The sequence below is a fragment of the Providencia sp. LY12 genome (assembly GCF_057621555.1).
Genome location: NZ_CM172594.1, coordinates 4,010,491 through 4,031,870, shown reverse-complemented (window position 1 = coordinate 4,031,870; position 21,380 = coordinate 4,010,491). Strand labels below are relative to the sequence as shown.

The window sequence follows — 21,380 nt, the reverse complement described above, 5'->3', positions numbered from 1 at the left end:
TATAAGCGCTATCGTGAATCAAAGCCCTAACTTCAGTTAGGGCTTTTTCGTTATAGCTGCTGAAGAAGCTCGACGTTTGCGCGTTCTGGTTGCCCGGAGCAGCTTAATACCGTGCCTTGCATCTCTTTTTTAACACTTCCAAGATAACAATCCACCGAGTCTGTCAATAAGTGAAACAGACAGCCGACGGCGATAGCTTTGAGTTTCCATGAAGGAAAGAAAAATAAGACGACATAAGCAATAGCAGCCCAAATGGTGTGCATAGGGTGGAAGCCTACGCCGCAACGATCAGGATCGAATATAGGATCGGCGAGAAGGTGATCAAGGTCGATAGCCATGGTGGAAACCATTAAGAGCCCAGCAAGCTTCCAGTTTTTTCGCCAAAATAAATAGCCAAATAAAAAGGGCACTAAAAAATGGAAACCGTAGTGAACGATATTCCGTAAAATCTCAAATAACACGGGCTTATCTCGATATGAATCAGTGGAAGACGCGTCACTATAGAATTAAAAATACAAAGAGGGAACTGGGTTCCCTCTTTTTCGATATCTAAAATTTTTCGAAAGGACTAAAGTTCTTGTTCGAAAAGCACCAAAATGGCTTCGTACAGTTCACGCGTTGTGAAATCGTTGGTTGGCGTTGAGAAAATTGTATCATCGCCAGCGATGCTGCCTAAGATGCCTTCAGCTTTGCCTAAGGAGTCTAACAGGCGGGCAATTAACTGCGCTGCTCCTGGGCTGGTACGGATCACAACAACAGAGTGGTTGTAGTCAACATCCAGAACTAAGTTCTTCAGCGGGCTGGTGGCAGTAGGGACACCAGGCTCGGTTGGTAAGCAATACACCATTTCCATTTTTGCGTTGCGGGTACGTACTGCACCAAACTTCGTCAACATTCTGGAAATTTTAGATTGATTAATGTTTTCGAAGCCTTGTTCTTGAAGAGCGATCACAATTTCGGCTTGTGAACTGAATTTTTCTTCTTTAAGGAGTGCCTTAAAGGCTTTTACCAAGTCTTCTTGTTTCGACATAGTGCGCATAATTAACCCATCTTTTGGTATTAAACTGAGTTGTATTATGTTGAAAAGTGCATTTTTATGCAAGAAAATTGATTTTTTGAGTGTTTAATGAGCGATTTTAGATAAGTATTTTCTGGTAATAAGAAGGGGTTTATCTTAAATTGTTGGTTCGAAATTTAACTTAAAAATAAATTGATTTAACAATAAGTTACTGTAAAAAATTTGTTAAATAATTAAGCGGTGCTGAATAAATCGTCAAATAAAATTGGGTTTAATGTTAAATGCAATAGCAATAAAAACTATTTGTTAAAAAAGTGTCCGTTATCTCATTAACAGATAAGGAATTTGTTTAGAATAGAACTATTGTGTTGGTGATTTATCTCGCGTTAACACTTCTCTCTAACTGTTAAAGAATTGTTTTTTATAAGTAATGTGTTTAGTGCGTAGTCAGATGAATTCATATATTTTAAAGTACAATTAAGGAGTTTTAGAATGAAAGTTGCAGTCCTAGGTGCAGCAGGTGGTATCGGTCAGGCTCTCGCCCTTCTTCTCAAAAACCAGCTCCCAGCAGGTTCAGAACTCTCCCTCTACGACATCGCGCCAGTAACTCCAGGTGTTGCCGCTGACTTAAGCCACATCCCTACCGACGTTAAAGTGGTTGGTTTTGCGGGTGAAGATGCAACCCCAGCACTGAAAGGTGCGGACGTAGTATTAATTTCTGCGGGTGTCGCACGTAAGCCAGGTATGGATCGCTCTGACCTGTTCAATGTGAACGCAGGTATTGTACGTAACCTTGTTCAACAAATCGCGGTTACCTGCCCGAAAGCATTGATCGGTATTATTACTAACCCAGTGAACACAACCGTTGCTATCGCAGCTGAAGTTCTGAAGAAAGCTGGCGTGTATGATAAAAACCGTCTGTTCGGTGTAACGACACTGGATATCATCCGTTCAAATACTTTCGTTGCTGAATTAAAAGGTAAGAAAACTCACGAAGTTGAAGTGCCAGTTATTGGTGGTCACTCAGGCGTGACAATCCTGCCATTACTGTCTCAAATTCCTGGTGTTAGCTTCACTGATGAAGAAATCGCAGCACTGACTAAGCGTATTCAAAACGCAGGTACTGAAGTGGTTGAAGCTAAAGCGGGTGGCGGATCTGCAACACTGTCTATGGGTCAAGCGGCAGCACGCCTGGGCTTATCTTTGATCCGTGGTCTGCAAGGCGAAAGCAATGTGGTTGAGTGTGTATACACTGAAGGTGAAGGCGAACACGCTCGCTTCTTCGCTCAACCTGTTGTATTAGGCAAAAACGGTATCGAAAAACATTTACCAATTGGTAAATTAAGTGCATTTGAAGAGAAAGCACTGAAAGATATGTTAAGCGTACTGAAAGCAGATATTGAATTAGGTGAAAAATTCATTAATGGCTAATGCCAATTAAGAATTAGCGCTTAAATAAGGGCGGAGTTGCTTTCATGCGATTCCGCCCTTTATTTTTATACTCGATAAGTTTTCGCTTATCAAAATAAGGGGAAACCCCTTGAAGGTACAATGAATTAACCTTGCTGTTTTTAAAGAAAATAATAGTGGGCTTTATCTTTCAGTTCTGATCAAAAATAGCGACTGATTTTAGATATTCTCTTCTTCTGGCTCCCTGTTTGCTAATTCGCTTGTTTCCTCGATTTTCTTTGGCTTTTCTCGAACTTTTCTTTCTAATAAATCACCCGTCATTGGATCATAATAGCGACTGGGCCAGATTTCCGATGGATGAATACCTAAAAAGTTTGCGATGATCCATTCTCCTTTAGGCCAAGGTCTCGATAGCGCATTCGCGAGCGTTGATGAGCTCAGCCCTGCTTCGCGAGAAATCGCCGCTAGGGTTGTTCCACGTTTGCGTAAAGCTGCAATGATATCTGCTGGGTGCCAGTTTGATTTCCGTAACATCATTTTTTAATCCTTTTTTCACTCAGAATCATGTAGAGTTAGTGGTACATCTAACAGAGTATTGTGATACATTCAGTGCAATCGTTCTGTTATTGGAAATAAAATAACAGAATTTCCCAATAATAATTTCTGATTTTTTCTAAAAATTCATTTTTATGAAACTGTCGTTGTTTTTATGAAAATAACGGAAAGGTTCAGATGATTATTGTGAATTCAGCTAACACTTTGAAAATAAAAATAACTCATTTTAGTTAGCTCTCTATTTTTTATATTTTCTTATATTTATTCTGTTTATCGCGAAGATTTATATTTCTTAATAATGTATTGAATTATTTGAAAAGAATGATTTTCTTAGTCAGCACTATAAAATTCATAGATATAAAATAGTTAATACAAAGTTATTGATATAACTAGCGGATATACAAAAGAAATTATCTATATCGATATAATTTATTAACTATTATATTTGAATATTAAAAATGGATATTGAAACGATTAAGAAAATAAAGAAAGTTTATAGTTAATCGAAGTCGTCATTATGATGACAAGGAGCGTCGATAATGAACAAGGAATGGTTAACGGCCAAAGAGCTCGTTGGGCGCCAAGGGCTTCCAACAAGCACCCAAGGTATTAATGCCATGGCGAGGCGAGAAAAATGGTTGAGTCGAAAACGACGAGGTATTCAAGGAAAAGCATTGGAATACCATATTAGCTCGGTTCCCATTAATCTCGAAGAGTTCACGGTGATGTATGAAACTTCGGCAGGCTACCAAATTAAGCGTGATGAACAAGCGCATATTTGGCAAGAAGCTTATAACCAGCTTTCCCATGATGAACGCGTGAAGATCTTATCGTTTATTATGCGCAAAGGTGCTTTAGCTTTAATTCATCTTATTAATCAAAATAGCCATACATAGATTACGTACAGTATTGAATCGAATAAATTTTTAGAAAAATAACTTTGGTATAGCGACAAAAGCAGGTTGCAAAATATAAGCTAAGCGTAAAAGTGATATTATGAAAAAATTGTGGTTCACTGCGAAAGAATTAGCAGGATTAGAAGGTCTTCCATCATCACCTCAGGGAATTAACTTGATGGCGAGAAGGGAAGGTTGGAAAAGTCGTCGTAAAAGAGGTGTTCAGGGGAAGGCCGTTGAATACTATATGGAAAGCTTGCCGAGTGAGATCCAAGGTCAGCTTTCGTTTCATGAGCCATCTGCACCGTATCAAGTGCAACGTGTTGATGCACTGCAAATTTGGTCTGAGGCTTATTACCAACTGACGGAAGATGAGCGCAAAATATTTGTGAAATATATTTTGCGTCACGGGTTATCATCGCTATTGGCAAAAATAGAGCCTGAACCAGAAGATGAATAACCATAAAAAAGGGTGAAATTGCTTTCACCCTTTTCAATATTGATTTAGCTCTCTAACGGTGATTATGAATGGCGCTGAATAGCAACGTGCGCTAAACCAATCAATGCTTCTTTATACACTGAGTCTTCAAGGGCGTTTAAAGCATCAATGGCTTTTTGAGCTTCTTCCTGCGCGCGTTGGTAAGTGTATTCTAATGAGCCGCAGCGTTTCATTGTGCCAAGGACAGTGTCTAATAGATGGCGACCATTTCCTTGCTCAATTGCTTGTCTAATTAGTGCTGACTCTTCTGCATTACCATGTTGCATTGCATGTAACAGTGGTAGTGTTGGTTTACCCTCATCGAGATCATCTCCAGTGTTTTTACCTAACTGGGTATTATCTGCATCATAATCAAGAAGATCGTCAACTAACTGGAATGCGGTCCCAATGTAGCGACCATAATCTTGCAGCGCTTTCTCTTGCTCAGGCGTGGCATTGGCTAAGATAGCTGACGCGTGAGAAGCCGCTTCAAATAGACGCGCAGTTTTACTGTAGATCACTTGCATGTAGCTCTCTTCAGTAATATCAGGATCGTTGCAGTTCATTAATTGTAAAACTTCACCTTCAGCGATCACGTTGGTGGCTTCAGACATCAATTTTAAAACACGCATCGAATCAAGATCCGTCATCATTTGGAAGGATCGAGTATAAATAAAGTCACCTACTAATACGCTTGCCGCGTTACCAAATACAGCATTAGCTGTCTGTTTTCCACGACGCATATCTGATTCATCGACCACATCATCGTGTAATAAAGTGGCGGTATGGATGAATTCGATTAATGCAGCAACTTGAATATGCTTATGTTCAGAATAGCCTAGGGATCGTCCTGCGAGGATCGCGATCATTGGACGGATCCTTTTTCCGCCTCCGCTAACGATGTAATAACCTAATTGATTGATTAATGCTACGTCTGAGTTTAATTGGCTGAGGATCGCTTCATTTACTGCTGACATATCCTCGGCTGTCAGTTCAACGATAGATTCTAAATTCATTGTAATATATTCATATTATTAGTTTTTGGGGTATTCCCTAAGCCAAAAATGGGAAAACCGATATCACAGTAATAGCGTAAGCATAACACTATTAATAATAAGATTATCGGGTGAAATGCAAAAAATGTTTAAATAAGTAACAATTAAAGATATTCCTGAGAAATCAGCCGGAAAAAGATAGGGCTGATAAAAAAGTCGTATTTTTTGTAATCTAACTGCATTATAGGCTTGTGTTCTGCTGCTTTTTTGCGTAGAATTCGCGCCCTATTGTGAATATTTTATAGCGTGCTCTGGAATTGAAATATTTAGCGAGTACGCGGAAAGCGGAGTTAATATGTACGCGGTTTTCCAAAGTGGTGGTAAACAACACCGAGTTAGCGAAGGTCAAACTGTCCGCCTAGAAAAGCTGGACATCGCAACAGGTGAAACTGTTGAATTTGATCACGTTCTGATGGTTGCTAATGGCGATGAGATCCAAATCGGTGCTCCTATCGTTGAAGGCGTTAAAGTGAAAGCGGAAGTGGTTGCACACGGTCGTGGCGATAAAGTTAAAATCGTTAAGTTCCGTCGTCGTAAACACAGCCGTAAGCAGCAAGGTCACCGTCAGTGGTTCACTGATGTTAAGATCACTGTCATCGCTTAAGATTTAGGAGAGCAGATTAATGGCACACAAAAAGGCTGGTGGTTCGACTCGTAACGGTCGTGACTCAGAAGCAAAACGTTTAGGTGTTAAACGTTTTGGTGGTGAAGCTGTATTAGCAGGTAGCATCATCGTTCGTCAACGTGGTACTAAGTTCCACGCAGGTAACAACGTTGGTTGTGGCCGTGACCACACTCTGTTCGCATTAGCGGACGGTAAAGTTAAATTTGAAGTTAAAGGTCCTAACAATCGTAAATTTATCAGCATCGAAGCTGAATAAGTTTTCTGACTTTTAATTTTTGAATTAAAGCCCTGCAAAAACCTTTTGCGGGGCTTTTTATATTCAGAATATGCCATCTCTGGGTAATACCGCCATCAGGCACTATAATGGCCAGCAGACGGAGAAAGAATTATGAAATTTGTAGATGAAGCCAAAATTTTGGTCGTGGCAGGAGATGGTGGCAATGGTTGTGTCAGCTTCCGCCGTGAAAAATATATCCCGAAAGGTGGGCCTGACGGTGGTGACGGTGGTGACGGTGGTGATGTCTATTTACAGGCAGACGAAAACCTCAACACACTGATTGACTACCGTTTTGAAAAATCATTTCGTGCAGAACGTGGCCAAAATGGTCAAAGCCGTGAGTGTACAGGTAAACGTGGTGAAGACATCACGGTTAAAGTCCCTGTAGGAACGCGTGTACGCGATCTTGGCACTAATGAAGTACTCTGTGATATGACTCGTCACGATCAACGCCATATGGTCGCTAAAGGCGGTTTCCATGGGCTTGGTAATACTCGTTTTAAATCTTCCGTTAACCGTGCTCCGCGTCAGCGTACCATGGGAACGAAAGGTGAAACGCGTGAAATCTTATTAGAGCTGATGTTACTTGCTGATGTCGGAATGCTGGGTATGCCGAATGCTGGTAAATCCACATTTATTCGTTCAGTATCAGCAGCGAAGCCAAAAGTTGCCGACTATCCATTTACAACCTTGGTTCCAAGCCTCGGCGTGGTACGTATGGATAACGAGCAGAGCTTTGTGGTTGCAGATATTCCAGGATTGATCGAAGGTGCTGCGGAAGGTGCAGGACTTGGGATCCAATTCCTGAAGCACTTAGAGCGTTGCCGCGTACTGCTGCATCTTATCGACATTTGCCCAATCGATGAATCTGATCCGGTGGAAAACGCCAAGATCATTGTGGGTGAGTTAGAAAAATACAGTGAAAAACTGGCTCAGAAACCACGCTGGTTAGTCTTCAACAAAGTGGATATCTTAGGTGAAGAAGAGTCTGCCAAACGTGCAGCTGAAATTGCTAAAGGTATGGGCTGGGAAGATAAGTATTATATGATTTCTGCTGTAAACCACGAAGGTGTGAAAGCACTGTGTTGGGATATCATGGAGTTCATGAATACTCAGCCGCGTGATATGGCCGTTGAAGATGAAAACAGCCAACCAGAGAAAGTTGAATTTATGTGGGATGATTACCACAAAGAGCAGCTATCTGGTGCAGATGATCTTGATGACGATTGGGATGATGATTGGGATGAAGATGACGACGAAGGCGTCGAATTTATCTACCAAAAATAATTATCTTTGAGTCATATAAAAAGGCACAACTTGCGAAGGTTGTGCCTTTTTTATTATGAAGATTTTAAAAGGATCCTCAGGGAGATCAGTTCTTTTGGTAAAGATCGCGATAGAGGCGGCTTTCAAAGCGAACTAAAGGTACACGGCGGCTATTATATTGGCTTTGTGGCACGGCATAAGCGGAAATGAACTGGACGAATGCCACTTTTTCACCGCTTGCGGTAGTAATAAAGCCTGCAAGGTTATAAACCCCTTGTAATGCACCAGTTTTCGCTGACACCTTGCCATTGACTCCAGCCTCATCTAAACCACCACGGTAGCGCAATGTTCCATCATGCCCAGCAAGTGGTAGCATCGAAATGTAATCCAGCTGCTGGTCATTTTTAGCGATAAATTGCAAAACTTGCATCATGGTCGCCGGCGTGATCAAATTGTGGCGAGATAAGCCAGAGCCATCCACCATCACGGTATTTCCTAAATCAATACCCGCTTTCTGCTTGAGGACTTGTCTTACTGCATCAGAGCCAGATCGCCAGGTACCCGGAACACCGTAATAATCACGACCAATCGTTCTAAATACTGTATCCGCTATCATGTTATCAGACTTTTTCAGCATGATTTTTAAGAGGTCATGCAGCGGTTTGGATTCAGTTTTGACGAGTACTTGTGATTGAGGCGTCTGCTGGGTGCGTTTTTTAACCGCGCCAGACAATTCAATGCCCGCGACCTGCAACTCATTTTTGACTATGGCGCCGGAGTAGCTCGCCCCATTTTGCACTGCAAATGCGAGCGGTAATGGCTCACTACGCTGGGTTAAGCAGCCTGTTAATGTATAGCGATTTAATTCCCCAGGAACCACATCTAACTCGCAATAGCGAGCTTCTGGTGAGCCTTTAGCAAGAGTTTTGACTTCACTGAACATGTTTACAGGATAGAAACTGGCTGTTTTGATATAAGCCATTTCTCCAGCTTTATCTGAGGGATAAAGGGAAACGGAGAAACAGTTTCTATCAATGATGGCAGCGGCCGGTGGAGCACTGAAACACTGAGTCATATCATTCCATACCCAGCCTGGTGCTTTATCATGGCTCGCAAAAGCCGAAATATCGACAATGAGATCGCCATCGATTTTATGAATGCCAATCTGTTTTAACGCATTGACCATATTGCGAATTTGCTGACGTGTTAACGTAGGGTCACCACTAAAGCGAATCACCAAATCACCGGATAACGTATTGTTATTGAGCTTTCCGTTGGTCTCGAAGTTAGTGACGAAACGGTAGTCTGGACCTAGCTGTAATAATGCAGCGAGGGCGGTGACGACTTTCTGCGTACTGGCAGGCAGAGCCATTTGTTGAGCGTTATAATCAATAAGAGGGGTATTACTTCCTACTTTCTGCGCAACCAGAGCAAGGTTAGTGCCGTCAGGGAGATACTGCTTATAATCATCGATAGGGATGGCAGATGCTTGCGAAGTAATGAATGCAAGTCCTAAAGTGAAGATTAATTTTCTGGTTGATGTTAGTAGCGACATATATTTCACGCATTAGGGTAGACATACTGCACATACTAAAGTGTAATGCCCAATAAAGTAAACGATGATCCGCTATTAACTCTCAGTTAAAATAGCGAACAGTATGATAAGATAAGGCGCAAGTTGGTCTGATTGAGTTATTGACACCTTAAGTTTTTGAACACCCCCTACATATCATGGTGTTCGGTGTACTGTTGTTACAAAATCAGGAAGATACTTATTTTTAGATAGGATTGAATTAGAGGTATTTATCAAATGAAACAGATTCCAATGACGGTATTTGGTGCTAACAAGCTAAGAGAAGAGCTCGAGTATCTGAAATCTGTCCGTCGTCCTGAAATTATTGCTTCTATTGCAGAAGCTCGTGAACATGGCGATTTAAAAGAAAACGCTGAATATCATGCGGCGCGTGAGCAACAAGGCTTTTGTGAAGGTCGTATTCAAGAAATTGAATCTAAACTTTCTCACTCTCAAGTGATTGACGTTACCAAAATGGCAAATAATGGCCGAGTGATCTTTGGTGCGACGGTTACCGTATTGAATTTGGATACTGATGAAGAGTTAACCTACCGCATCGTAGGTGATGATGAAGCTGATATTAAAGTGAACTTAATTTCAGTGAATTCACCAATTGCGCGTGGACTAGTGGGCAAAGAAGTTGATGATGTCGTAATGATTAAGACGCCGGGCGGGGATGTTGAGTTCGAAATTCTTAAAGTTGAGTATATCTGATTCCTATTTCCCTGAATTGGTTATATTATTTTACTGATTTAGAGAGAAAGGCCGCAGGCGGCCTTTTTCGTCATATAAAACATGCTTTCAATGGCATTTTTATATAAATGAGCAGTTATTATTTAGGTAAACTAATTTTGCGCTCAGCCGATGGACGGTAGAGAACGAGAATTTTACCGATAACTTGAACATTTGCTGCACCAGTTTCGCGAACAATCGCTTCAGCGATCAAATTTTTAGTTTCACGATCTTCGCCAGCGATTTTGACTTTGATAAGCTCATGATGTGTTAATGAGACTTCGATTTCAGCCAAAACACCCTCAGTTAAACCATTGTTGCCAATCATAACAACTGGGTTTAAGTGATGAGCGAGACTTTTTAGGTGTTGAACTTGTTTTTTGTTAAGATTCATCGATTTTTTGCTTGGTTAGTATTGAAAATGGCATATTCTACCGCCATCTGATCACTATCACCATCTATTAATCTTATTCGATGGTAAAGAAGCAGCTAATGATTACCCGAAAGTAATCCAGTGACAAGTAGGCAGCACGTTAACACTCTCCCGATAAACAGCGCTATTTATGTGACTTGGGTAGAAAAAATGAAGCTAACTCCCTGTAACTTGAAGAATGTCGGGAAATGTATTTCTATTAGTATAGTTGGAAAGTGCAATGGCCAATAAAAAACGTTCGGCAAGCTCCAGTCGTTGGTTGCAAGAACATTTTAGTGATAAATATGTTCAGCAAGCACAAAAGAAAGGGCTCCGCTCGCGTGCATGGTTTAAACTGGATGAAATCCAGCAAAGTGATAAGATTTTTAAACCAGGTATGACCGTTGTTGATTTAGGGGCTGCTCCTGGTGGGTGGTCGCAATATGTTGTCGGCCAAATCGGTCACAATGGTCGTATTATTGCTTGTGACCTATTACCAATGGACCCAATCGTCGGCGTGGATTTCCTCCAAGGGGATTTTCGTGACGAAGCTGTACTGGCTGCTTTGTTAGAGCGAGTTGGCGATAAAAAAGTACAAGTGGTTATGTCTGACATGGCCCCAAATATGAGCGGAACACCAGCAGTGGATATTCCCCGCTCTATGTATCTGGTTGAACTAGCATTGGATATGTGCCGTGCGGTATTGGCTCCCGGGGGAAGTTTTATCGTTAAAGTGTTTCAGGGAGAAGGCTTTGACGAATACCTTAGGGATATCCGCTCCCTGTTTACGAAGGTGAAAGTTCGTAAACCCGAATCTTCGCGGGCACGATCGCGTGAAGTATACATTGTAGCGACAGGACTAAAACTATAGTACCCTGAGCGTTATTTGTTAACACAGTTGTAAGGTGAGGTTAATCCCTTGAGTGACATGGCGAAAAACCTAATTCTCTGGTTAGTCATCGCAGTTGTTCTGATGTCCTTGTTCCAGAGTTTTGGCCCAAGCGATTCGAATAGTCGCAGAGTTGATTATTCAACGTTTATCAATGAGTTAGCCCAGGATCAGGTACGTGAAGTTCGTATCACAGGTCGTGAATTGAACGTCAGAAAAGCGGATAATAGCCGCTACACAACTTATCTGCCTATGCAGGATGAGAAGTTGTTAGACACCTTGTTAAACAAGAATGTTACTGTCGTCGGTGAACCACCAGAAGAACCTAGCTTACTGACATCTATTTTCATTTCCTGGTTCCCAATGCTGCTGTTGATTGGTGTCTGGATCTTCTTTATGCGCCAAATGCAAGGTGGTGGCGGTAAAGGGGCGATGTCATTCGGTAAAAGGCTGACAGAAGATCAGATCAAAACAACATTTGCTGATGTTGCGGGTTGCGATGAAGCGAAAGAGGAAGTGGGGGAGATCGTAGACTTCCTGCGTGAACCTGCTCGTTTCCAAAAACTCGGTGGTAAAATCCCTAAAGGTGTCCTGATGGTAGGACCGCCGGGTACAGGTAAAACATTACTGGCTAAAGCCATTGCTGGTGAAGCGAAAGTACCATTCTTTACTATTTCCGGTTCAGACTTCGTGGAAATGTTTGTGGGTGTGGGTGCTTCACGTGTTCGTGATATGTTCGAGCAAGCAAAAAAAGCGGCGCCTTGTATTATCTTTATCGATGAAATCGATGCTGTTGGTCGTCAACGTGGTGCCGGTTTAGGCGGTGGTCACGATGAGCGTGAGCAGACACTGAACCAAATGCTGGTTGAGATGGATGGTTTCGAAGGTAACGAAGGTATTATCGTGATCGCGGCAACTAACCGTGCTGACGTTCTGGATCCAGCATTATTGCGTCCGGGTCGTTTTGACCGTCAAGTTGTGGTTGGCTTACCTGATGTCCGTGGTCGTGAGCAAATCTTAAAAGTTCATATGCGTCGTGTGCCTATCGACCCTGCGGTTGATACAACTATCTTGGCTCGTGCAACACCTGGTTTCTCCGGTGCGGAATTGGCTAACTTAGTGAACGAAGCCGCACTGTTTGCAGCGCGTGAAAATAAACGCGTTGTAACGATGGCTGAATTCGAAAGAGCGCGTGATAAAGTGTGGCTGGGTGCAGAGCATCGCTCACTGATGATGACTGAAGAGCAGAAAGAATCTACTGCTTATCATGAAGCTGGACACGCAATCGTCGGTTACTTAATGCCAGAGCATGACCCTGTTCATAAAGTGACTATTATTCCTCGCGGTCGTGCATTAGGTGTGACTTTCTACTTACCTGAAGGCGACCAAATCAGTGCAAGCCGTCAGAAGTTAGAAGGTAATATCGCAAGTACATACGGCGGTCGTATTGCGGAAGAACTGATCTACGGTTATGACAAAATCTCAACCGGCGCATCAGGTGATATTCAGCAAGCAACTAGCACTGCGAGAAAAATGGTGACTCAGTGGGGCTTCTCTGACAAGTTAGGTCCAGTGTTATATTCTGAAGAAGAAGGCCCAGCATTCTTAGGTCGTTCAGGACATAGCTCGACTTACTCAGATGAAACTGCACGCATCATTGACGAAGAAATTAAAGCAATTATCGACCGTGGTTATGAGGTTGCACATAAAACCTTAACTGACAATATGGATATTCTGCATGCGATGAAAGATGCATTATTGAAATATGAAACTATCGATATGCCAATGATTGACGATCTGATGAACCGCCGTCCAGTACGTGCGCCAGCAGGCTGGGATGAGGATAAAAAAGTGAACAATGTGACAGGTTCATTTGGTGCCGCAACTAGCGCATCAAAACCTGAAGCAAAACCAGCTGAAACTCAACCAGAAGAGCCAACTGAAAAATCTGATGAAAATAATTCATCCGATAATAACGATAGCAAGCCACAGTAAGCCATCGTAACAAGTTGAATAATTAAAAACCCCAGATTACTGGGGTTTTTTACGTTAAGGAAAAATAATCATGCATATTAAAGCCCGAGGTCGCCTCCTTGACTTATCCACTCCTAAAGTGATGGGGATTTTGAATGTTACTCCTGATTCATTCTCAGATGGTGGCACTCATAATCGTTATCATGATGCTCTAGACCATGTTGCCAAAATGGTACAAGAAGGGGCAACAATTATTGATATTGGCGGCGAGTCAACTCGACCTGGTGCGGCTGAAGTTTCTGTCAGTGAAGAGCTCGACCGCGTTGTACCAGTAGTGGAAGCGATTGCAAAACGTTTTGATGTTTGGATCTCTGTAGACACATCAAAAGCCCAAGTAATGGATGAGGCTGCGAAAGCTGGGATGCATATTATCAATGATATCCGCTCGTTACATGAAGAAGACTCCCTTGCAGTGGCTGCAAAACTAGGGTTGCCCGTCTGCATTATGCACATGCAAGGTCAACCAAGAACCATGCAAGATGCCCCCGATTATGTGGATGTAGTAAAAGAAGTTAAAGAGTATCTCGATCGTGAGATTGAGCGCTGCGTGAAGGCGGGAATTGATAAACAGCAAATAATCCTCGATCCAGGCTTTGGTTTTGGTAAGAACCTGTCGCATAATTACCAGTTACTAGCGCATTTAGATCAATTTCATGATTTCGGACTACCGCTCTTGGCAGGGATGTCACGAAAATCTATGATTGGACAATTATTAAATGTTCCACCTCAAGAACGTCTAGCGGGTAGCTTAGCGTGCGCCACTATTGCAGCAATGCAAGGAGCGCAAATTATCCGAGTTCATGATGTGAAAGAGACAGTACAAGCAATGCAAGTCGTTCAGATGACTCTGTCAGAAAAGGAAAAATTAGCGTATGAGTAACCGTAAATATTTTGGTACTGATGGTATCCGTGGCAAAGTGGGCGATAGCCCAATTACGCCTGATTTTGTTTTAAAATTAGGCTGGGCTGCGGGTAAAGTACTGGCTCGTCACGGCTCACGTAAAATTATCATTGGTAAAGATACGCGTATTTCTGGCTACATGCTGGAATCTTCATTAGAAGCTGGCTTAGCTGCAGCAGGGTTATCTGCTTCCTTCACCGGTCCAATGCCAACGCCAGCAGTAGCTTATTTAACTCGCACTTTCCGCGCTGAGGCTGGGATCGTAATTTCAGCTTCCCATAACCCTTACTATGATAATGGGATTAAATTCTTCTCCATCGATGGGACTAAACTGCCTGACGAAGTTGAAGAAGCGATTGAAGCGGAAATGGAAAAGCCAATTACTTGCGTTGAATCTGCAGAGCTGGGTCGTGCGAACCGTATCGTCGATGCTGCAGGGCGCTACATTGAATTCTGTAAAGGGACATTCCCGAACGAGCAAAGCTTAAACAGCCTTAAAGTGGTTTTAGACTGTGCGAACGGCGCAACCTACCACATCGCACCTAACGTATTTAGCGAATTAGGCGCGCAAGTCATCACAATGGGCTGTGATCCTAATGGGATCAATATCAATGAAGAATGTGGTGCAACCGACGTTCGTAAGCTGCAACAGCGTGTTCTGGCAGAAAAAGCGGATGTAGGTTTAGCATTTGATGGTGACGGTGACCGTATCATCATGGTCGATCATCAAGGTAATAAAGTCGATGGCGACCAAATTCTGTATATCATTGCTCGTGAAGCACTGCGTCAAGGTCAGTTAAAAGGTGGCGTTGTGGGTACACTGATGAGCAATATGGGGTTAGAAATCGCGCTGAAACAGCTGGGTATTCCATTTGAACGTGCAAAAGTGGGCGACCGTTATGTTCTGGAAAAACTCCAAGAAAAAGGCTGGCGCATGGGGGCTGAAAACTCAGGTCATGTGATTTTATTAGATAAAACCACAACAGGCGATGGTATTGTTGCGGGTCTGCAAGTACTGAGTGCCATGGTGCGTAATCATATGAGCCTGCACGATTTATGCAGCGGTATGAAGCTTCTACCTCAAATTCTGGTCAACGTACGCTTTAAAGGCAAACACGATCCTCTGCAAAGTGATGCTGTCATTGCGGCAAATGAGCAAGTGGAAAAAGAGTTAGCCGGCAAAGGTCGCGTATTGCTGAGAAAATCAGGTACTGAACCGCTGATTCGCGTCATGGTTGAAGGTGAAAACGAAGAAACTGTCACCGAAATGGCGAACCGTATTGCTGATGCAGTTAAAGCTGCAGGTTAATGCCGTATATTCTCCCTTTAGCTAATCAAAATTAGCTGGAGGGAGGCGAATAACCGAGTTGAGCATTATTTCGATAGTTTGCTGTTTTTTTCTTCAAATAGTCAAATGAAATCAAAATAGACTTGCTTGTCGGCTCAGCTTTGGTTAGTATTCGCACCTGCTCAATTCTGTAATAATGTTTTGAGTAGGTGTGCAGTATAAGGGTCATAGCATAGGCTATGCGCCGTAACTGAATAGGTAACTCAAATGTATATAGCTCTTTTAGTTGTTTTCTTGCTCGCGGCTATCGGCCTAATTGGTCTGGTCATGTTACAGCAAGGTAAAGGTGCTGACATGGGTGCATCATTCGGTGCGGGCGCTTCTGCAACACTGTTTGGTTCATCGGGCTCAGGTAACTTCATGACCCGTATGACTGGAATCTTGGCTGCTGTGTTTTTCATCATCAGTTTAATTCTTGGCAACATGACTGCCAATAAATATGGAACTGGTGCAGGTAGTAAATGGGAAAACATTAGCGAACCGGCAAAAGTCGAGCAACCAACAGACGTTCCGGCAGCACCAGCAACACCAACGAGCGATATTCCTCGTTAAGTGTGACAGATTCCGAATGACGACATTATGTCTTCATTAGTAGTAAAGCAGTAAGAAGTTAAAAATTTGAGGTTATTGATTGTCAAATTAGTAACCTCGCCTCAGTGCCGAGGTGGTGAAATTGGTATACACGCTACCTTGAGGTGGTAGTGCCTACAAAACGGGCGTACGGGTTCAAGTCCCGTCCTCGGCACCATTATTTTAGACGACTTGTGAACTCACAATAGTCAGTGTAAAATAGTCACGTTTCGAACGCGGGATGGAGCAGCATGGTAGCTCGTCGGGCTCATAACCCGAAGGTCGTTGGTTCAAATCCAGCTCCCGCAACCATTTCTCTTAGTTATACATATCTTGTCGCAACAATATCAGATATCGTTATCGTAATTTCTCATCGATTTATCTAGATTTTCAAGGTATACTAAGAGCACGGTAAACCCATGTACTATGGGTCCAGTTACAAAAGCCCCGAATTTCGGGGTTTTTTGTTATTTGACAATCGAATTAACTGGGCTTTATGCCCTTTTTTTATGTCTGGGGGTGGGCTTGTCCACATTAGAGCAAAAATTAACAGAGATGGTTTCTGCACCAGTGGAAGCACTAGGCTTTGAATTTGTAGGCTTAGAATTTGTTCGCGGGCGCACGTCGACACTGCGTATTTTCATTGATAGTGAAGAAGGCATCACTGTTGATGACTGTGCTGATGTCAGCCATCAAGTAAGTGCAGTATTGGATGTCGAAGATCCAATTTCTGTGATTTATAACCTTGAAATATCGTCACCGGGTATGGAACGTCCACTGTTCACCATTGCTCATTATGAGCGTTTTATGGGTGAAGAAGTGGCTCTGTCACTGCGTATCGCGATGCAGAACCGTCGTAGATGGCAAGGCATTATCAAAGCCGTTGATGGTGAAATGATTACGGTTACTGTAGATGGTAAGGATGAGGTGTTCGCCCTCGGCAACATCCAGAAAGCTAACTTGGTACCACACTTTTAATTAAGTTCAATGAGGCAACTAGGATGAACAAAGAAATTCTGGCTGTTGTTGAAGCGGTTTCTAACGAAAAATCCCTCCCTCGTGAAAAAATCTTCGAGGCTCTGGAAACTGCGCTGGCGACAGCAACTAAAAAGAAATATGAGCAAGAGATTGATGTTCGCGTAGAAATCGACCGTAAATCCGGTGATTTTGATACTTTCCGTCGTTGGGTGATTGTCGAAGAAGTCACAATGCCAACCCGTGAAATTACACTGGAAGCTGCACAATTCGAAGATCCTGAATTGCAGTTAGGCGAATACGTCGAAGACCAAATCGAATCTGTTGTATTTGACCGTATTACCACGCAAACCGCGAAGCAAGTTATCGTACAAAAAGTACGTGAAGCTGAGCGTGCGATGGTGGTTGACCAATTCCGTGAGCAACAAGGTGAAATCATCACTGCTCAGGTTAAAAAAGTTAACCGTGAAAACATTACCTTAGATTTAGGTAATAACGCAGAAGCTGTGATCCTGCGCGAAGATATGCTACCACGCGAAAACTTCCGTCCAGGTGACCGTATTCGCGGCGTACTGTATGATGTTCGTCCTGAAGCGCGCGGCGCACAGCTTTTTGTGACTCGTTCTCGTCCAGAGATGCTGGTTGAATTATTCCGCATCGAAGTACCAGAAATTGGCGAAGAGATCATCGAGATCAAAGCAGCAGCTCGCGATCCAGGTTCTCGTGCAAAAATCGCAGTAAAAACTAACGACAAACGTATCGACCCAGTTGGTGCTTGCGTTGGTATGCGCGGTGCTCGTGTTCAAGCTGTCTCTAGTGAGTTAGGCGGCGAGAGAATCGACATTGTGTTATGGGATGATAACCCAGCGCAATTCGTTATTAATGCTATGGCTCCGGCTGATGTGGCATCTATTGTGGTTGATGAAGACAACTGTACGATGGATGTTGCCGTTGAAAGCAGCAACTTAGCGCAAGCTATTGGACGTAATGGACAAAACGTTCGCTTAGCGGCTCAGTTACTGAAAATCCATCGTGGTGATGACAAGTGGGAACTGAATGTCATGACTGCGGAAGAGCTGAATGCAAAACATCAGGCAGAAGCACACGCTTCTATTGAAACATTCACTAAGCATCTAGATATTGATGAAGAGTTTGCTACAACACTTGTTGAAGAAGGCTTCTCTACATTAGAAGAACTGGCTTACGTGCCTATTAAAGAACTTCTGGAAATTGACGGTCTTGATGAAGAAACCGTTGAAGTTCTACGTGAAAGAGCAAAAGCTGCCCTCACCACAATTGAACTAGCTCAAAAAGAGAGCTTGGGTGATAATCAGCCAGCAGAAGATTTGTTGAATCTTGATGGTATGGATCGTACTCTGGCCTATAATTTGGCTACTCACGGTATCTGTACACTGGAAGATCTTGCTGAGCAGGGCATCGACGACCTGATTGATATCGAAGGTCTGAATAATGAGAAAGCAGGCGAACTCATTATGGCAGCACGTAATATTTGCTGGTTCGGAAACGATGCGTAAACACTGTAGCAGGAAGGAACGGCATGACAGAAACTGTAAAATCACTGGCAACGGAAATTCAAACCACAGTTGAGCGCCTGGTACAGCAATTTGCTGAAGCAGGGATCACGAAAGGTGCGAATGACTCTGTTAGCCAGACTGAGAAAGAAACTTTACTGAACCACTTAAACCGTGAACAAGGCGGAGCAGCGGGGCAGCCAAGTAAGTTAACATTACAGCGTAAAACTCGTAGTACGCTGAGTGTTCCAGTCACCGGTGGCAAAAGCAAATCGGTAAATGTTGAAGTCCGCAAAAAACGCACTTATGTGAACCGCGACGCTGAAGAAGCGCAAGCGGAAGAGCAGGCGCAGCGTGAAGCGGAAGAGCAAGCACAGCGCGAAGCTGAGGAACTGGCAAAACGTGAAGCAGAAGCGAAACGTGCAGCAGAAGATGCTGCAAAACGTGACGCGGAAGCTAACGCAAAACGTGAAGCCGAAGAGAAAGCAAAACGTGAAGCAGCTGATAAAGCTACGCGCGAAGTAGCGGAAAGAGAAAAAGTGAAACAAAGCGAAAATCAAAAACCAAGCAAAGCGGCAACCGAAAGTAACGCTGACAAACAGCGTCTTGAAGCCGAAGCTGCTGAACTGAAACGCAAAGCGGAAGAAGAAACTCAACGTAAAGTTGAAGCTGATGCGCGCCGTGTTGCTGAAGAAGCCCGTAAAATGGCTGAAGAAAAAGGCGAAGACTGGAACTCAGATAGCAAATCTGAAGATGACAGCGACTATCACACAACAACATCTACCCACGCACGTGCGGCGGAAGATGAAAGTGATGAGAAAGAAGAAGGTCGTCGTTCTCGTAACCGTTCTGCTAAAGCACCTCGTCAAAAGAAAGGCAACAAACTTTCTGAAAAAGCGGATCGCGAAGAAGAACGCGCTGCTGGTCGCTCAGGTCGCACTAAAGGTAAGCAACGTAAAGGCAGCTCTTTACAACAAAGCTTCACCAAACCAGTTGCAGCGGTAAACCGTGACGTTGTTATCGGCGAAACTATCACTGTTGGCGAATTAGCTAACAAGATGGCAGTTAAAGGCTCCCAAGTCATCAAAACGATGATGAAAATGGGTGCAATGGCAACCATCAACCAAGTGATTGACCAAGAAACTGCACAATTAGTTGCAGAAGAAATGGGTCACAAAGTTATTCTGCGTCGTGAGAATGAGTTAGAAGAATCGGTAATGAACGACCGTGACACTGGCTCAGCAGTTAAAGAAGCTCGCGCGCCAGTTGTTACCATCATGGGTCACGTTGACCACGGTAAAACCTCTTTACTGGACTACATTCGTTCAACGAAAGTAGCATCTGGCGAAGCAGGTGGTATTACTCAGCACATCGGTGCATACCACGTTCAAACTGACAAAGGTATGATCACCTTCTTAGACACCCCAGGTCACGCCGCGTTTACATCAATGCGTGCTCGTGGTGCTCAGGCGACGGATATCGTTGTTCTGGTTGTTGCTGCGGATGATGGTGTTATGCCACAAACAATCGAAGCTATCCAGCATGCGAAAGCAGCGGGCGTGCCAATCGTTGTTGCGGTTAACAAAATGGATAAACCAGAAGCTGACCCAGATCGCGTCAGAAATGAGCTGTCTCAGTACGGCGTTATTTCTGAAGAGTGGGGTGGTGACACTCAGTTTATCGGTGTGTCTGCGAAAGTAGGTACCGGTATCGATGAACTGTTAGATGCTATCTTGCTGCAAGCTGAAGTTTTAGAACTGAAAGCGGTATATGCAGGTATGGCAAGCGGTGTGGTTGTTGAATCTTACCTAGACAAAGGTCGTGGCCCAGTGGCAACTATCTTAGTTCAAGAAGGTACATTGAACAAAGGCGACATCGTACTGTGTGGATTTGAATATGGCCGTATTCGTGCAATGCGCAACGAATTAGGTAAAGAAGTTCTGTCTGCTGGCCCTTCAATGCCAGTTGAGATCCTGGGTCTGTCCAGCGTTCCTTCAGCGGGTGATGAAGCGACAGTTGTTCGTGATGAGAAAAAAGCACGTGAAGTTGCCCTGTATCGTCAAGGTAAATTCCGTGATGTGAAATTAGCTCGTCAGCAGAAATCTAAACTGGAAAACATGTTTGCTAACATGGAAGAAGGTAAAGTTTCTGAACTGAATATCGTACTGAAAACTGACGTTCAAGGTACCTGTGAAGCTATCACTGACTCTCTGATGAAACTGTCAACTGATGAAGTTAAAATCAAAATCATCGGTTCTGGCGTGGGTGGTATCACTGAAACTGATGCAACTCTGGCTGCAGCTTCTAATGCGATCATTCTTGGCTTTAACGTCCGTGCCGATGCATCTGCTCGTCGCGTCGTTGAAAGCGAAAGCGTTGATTTACGTTACTACTCCGTCATCTATAGCCTGATTGATGAAATCAAACAAGCGATGAGCGGTATGCTGGCACCTGAATACAAACAGCAAATCATGGGTCTTGCAGAAGTCCGTGATGTGTTCAAATCACCGAAATTCGGTGCAGTTGCTGGTTGTATGGTTACTGAAGGTACCATCAAGCGTAATAACCCAATCCGCGTTCTGCGTGATAACGTGGTTATCTACGAAGGTGAGCTGGAATCACTGCGTCGCTTTAAAGATGACGTTAGCGAAGTTCGTAACGGTATGGAATGTGGTATCGGTGTTAAGAACTACAACGATGTCCGTGTCGGCGATATGATCGAAGTCTTTGAAGTTATCGAAGTTAAACGTTCAATCGACGGTTAATTTTGTGAGTACCCACGAAGTATCGTGGTGACAAAATAGTATTAATGAGGGGGCTATTGCCCCCTTTAT

Annotated in this window: 21 protein-coding genes and 2 tRNA genes; 17 read left to right on the top strand and 6 right to left on the bottom strand. The window is 43.3% G+C overall.

The genetic code is table 11. The annotated features are described in order from the left end of the window. Positions 1-50: 50 nt before the first annotated feature. Positions 51-461 carry a DUF6122 family protein gene (locus tag ACY3ZI_RS19090; RefSeq protein WP_036949011.1) on the bottom strand — a complete coding sequence of 137 codons (411 nt, stop codon included), beginning with the start codon at positions 459-461 and terminating at the stop codon, positions 51-53. Positions 462-568: 107 nt separating this feature from the next. Next, positions 569-1,039, bottom strand: a complete 471-nt coding sequence (gene argR, locus ACY3ZI_RS19085; RefSeq protein WP_036949013.1) for a transcriptional regulator ArgR — start codon at positions 1,037-1,039, stop codon at positions 569-571. Positions 1,040-1,510: 471 nt separating this feature from the next. Here argR and mdh point away from each other — a divergent pair, with 471 nt between their 5' ends. Continuing rightward, on the top strand, positions 1,511-2,449 hold the full coding sequence (gene mdh / locus ACY3ZI_RS19080) for a malate dehydrogenase (protein WP_154603033.1): 939 nt from the start codon (positions 1,511-1,513) through the stop codon (positions 2,447-2,449). A 198-nt stretch (positions 2,450-2,647) separates the two neighbouring features. Here the strand turns inward: mdh and ACY3ZI_RS19075 are convergent, their stop codons facing one another. After that, positions 2,648-2,965, bottom strand: a complete 318-nt coding sequence (locus ACY3ZI_RS19075; protein ID WP_487375705.1) for a helix-turn-helix domain-containing protein — start codon at positions 2,963-2,965, stop codon at positions 2,648-2,650. Between the two features lie 557 nt (positions 2,966-3,522). Here ACY3ZI_RS19075 and ACY3ZI_RS19070 point away from each other — a divergent pair. Beyond that, positions 3,523-3,879, top strand: coding sequence for a DNA-binding protein (locus ACY3ZI_RS19070; RefSeq protein WP_211886875.1), 357 nt, complete (start codon positions 3,523-3,525; stop codon positions 3,877-3,879). A gap of 100 nt (positions 3,880-3,979) precedes the next feature. Then, positions 3,980-4,339, top strand: coding sequence for a DNA-binding protein (locus ACY3ZI_RS19065; RefSeq protein ID WP_211886876.1), 360 nt, complete (start codon positions 3,980-3,982; stop codon positions 4,337-4,339). Between the two features lie 62 nt (positions 4,340-4,401). On the opposite strand, the gene ispB is transcribed toward ACY3ZI_RS19065, so the two are convergent. Continuing rightward, a complete protein-coding gene (gene ispB / locus ACY3ZI_RS19060) occupies positions 4,402-5,373 on the bottom strand; it encodes an octaprenyl diphosphate synthase (protein ID WP_036949027.1) in 972 nt (323 codons plus the stop codon). Between the two features lie 334 nt (positions 5,374-5,707). On the opposite strand from ispB, the gene rplU reads away from it, so the two are divergent. The 3 genes from rplU (at position 5,708) to cgtA (ending at position 7,601) form a co-directional block, all read left to right on the top strand. Continuing rightward, entirely contained in the window at positions 5,708-6,016 is a 309-nt protein-coding gene (gene rplU, locus ACY3ZI_RS19055; protein WP_006658010.1) for a 50S ribosomal protein L21, read from the top strand. A gap of 19 nt (positions 6,017-6,035) precedes the next feature. Beyond that, positions 6,036-6,293, top strand: coding sequence for a 50S ribosomal protein L27 (gene rpmA / locus ACY3ZI_RS19050; RefSeq protein ID WP_004905922.1), 258 nt, complete (start codon positions 6,036-6,038; stop codon positions 6,291-6,293). A 132-nt stretch (positions 6,294-6,425) separates the two neighbouring features. Then, positions 6,426-7,601: an Obg family GTPase CgtA gene (gene cgtA / locus ACY3ZI_RS19045; protein ID WP_036949030.1), complete on the top strand. Its 1,176-nt coding sequence runs from the start codon at positions 6,426-6,428 to the stop codon at positions 7,599-7,601. Positions 7,602-7,686: 85 nt separating this feature from the next. Here cgtA and dacB read toward each other — a convergent pair whose 3' ends face one another. Further along, positions 7,687-9,135 (bottom strand): serine-type D-Ala-D-Ala carboxypeptidase, encoded by a 1,449-nt coding sequence (gene dacB / locus ACY3ZI_RS19040; RefSeq protein WP_211886877.1) that lies wholly within the window; start codon positions 9,133-9,135, stop codon positions 7,687-7,689. 255 nt (positions 9,136-9,390) lie between these two features. Between dacB and greA the strand changes: the two genes are divergently transcribed. Then, positions 9,391-9,867, top strand: coding sequence for a transcription elongation factor GreA (gene greA / locus ACY3ZI_RS19035; protein WP_036949035.1), 477 nt, complete (start codon positions 9,391-9,393; stop codon positions 9,865-9,867). 118 nt (positions 9,868-9,985) lie between these two features. Here greA and yhbY read toward each other — a convergent pair whose 3' ends face one another. Next, on the bottom strand, positions 9,986-10,279 hold the full coding sequence (gene yhbY / locus ACY3ZI_RS19030; protein WP_036949037.1) for a ribosome assembly RNA-binding protein YhbY: 294 nt from the start codon (positions 10,277-10,279) through the stop codon (positions 9,986-9,988). A 259-nt stretch (positions 10,280-10,538) separates the two neighbouring features. On the opposite strand from yhbY, the gene rlmE reads away from it, so the two are divergent. The 10 genes from rlmE to infB all read left to right on the top strand — a co-directional run bounded on the left by rlmE (position 10,539) and on the right by infB (position 21,311). Then, positions 10,539-11,168, top strand: coding sequence for a 23S rRNA (uridine(2552)-2'-O)-methyltransferase RlmE (gene rlmE / locus ACY3ZI_RS19025; RefSeq protein ID WP_036949039.1), 630 nt, complete (start codon positions 10,539-10,541; stop codon positions 11,166-11,168). 57 nt (positions 11,169-11,225) lie between these two features. Further along, on the top strand, positions 11,226-13,181 hold the full coding sequence (gene ftsH, locus ACY3ZI_RS19020) for an ATP-dependent zinc metalloprotease FtsH (RefSeq protein ID WP_487375704.1): 1,956 nt from the start codon (positions 11,226-11,228) through the stop codon (positions 13,179-13,181). 70 nt (positions 13,182-13,251) lie between these two features. Next, complete coding sequence (gene folP, locus ACY3ZI_RS19015) at positions 13,252-14,100, top strand: dihydropteroate synthase (protein ID WP_211886878.1); 849 nt, start codon at positions 13,252-13,254, stop codon at positions 14,098-14,100. Beyond that, on the top strand, positions 14,093-15,430 hold the full coding sequence (gene glmM, locus ACY3ZI_RS19010; RefSeq protein ID WP_211886879.1) for a phosphoglucosamine mutase: 1,338 nt from the start codon (positions 14,093-14,095) through the stop codon (positions 15,428-15,430). Before folP ends, glmM begins: the two co-directional genes overlap by 8 nt. A 246-nt stretch (positions 15,431-15,676) precedes the next feature. Continuing rightward, complete coding sequence (secG, locus tag ACY3ZI_RS19005) at positions 15,677-16,021, top strand: preprotein translocase subunit SecG (protein WP_036949048.1); 345 nt, start codon at positions 15,677-15,679, stop codon at positions 16,019-16,021. Between the two features lie 106 nt (positions 16,022-16,127). Continuing rightward, positions 16,128-16,217 (top strand) — tRNA-Leu (locus tag ACY3ZI_RS19000). A 57-nt stretch (positions 16,218-16,274) separates the two neighbouring features. Then, positions 16,275-16,351 (top strand) — tRNA-Met (locus tag ACY3ZI_RS18995). 213 nt (positions 16,352-16,564) lie between these two features. After that, on the top strand, positions 16,565-17,017 hold the full coding sequence (gene rimP, locus ACY3ZI_RS18990) for a ribosome maturation factor RimP (RefSeq protein WP_006662411.1): 453 nt from the start codon (positions 16,565-16,567) through the stop codon (positions 17,015-17,017). 23 nt (positions 17,018-17,040) lie between these two features. Next, positions 17,041-18,549 (top strand): transcription termination factor NusA, encoded by a 1,509-nt coding sequence (nusA, locus tag ACY3ZI_RS18985; protein ID WP_036949051.1) that lies wholly within the window; start codon positions 17,041-17,043, stop codon positions 18,547-18,549. 23 nt (positions 18,550-18,572) lie between these two features. Beyond that, complete coding sequence (gene infB / locus ACY3ZI_RS18980; RefSeq protein WP_132496363.1) at positions 18,573-21,311, top strand: translation initiation factor IF-2; 2,739 nt, start codon at positions 18,573-18,575, stop codon at positions 21,309-21,311. Positions 21,312-21,380: the final 69 nt, after the last annotated feature.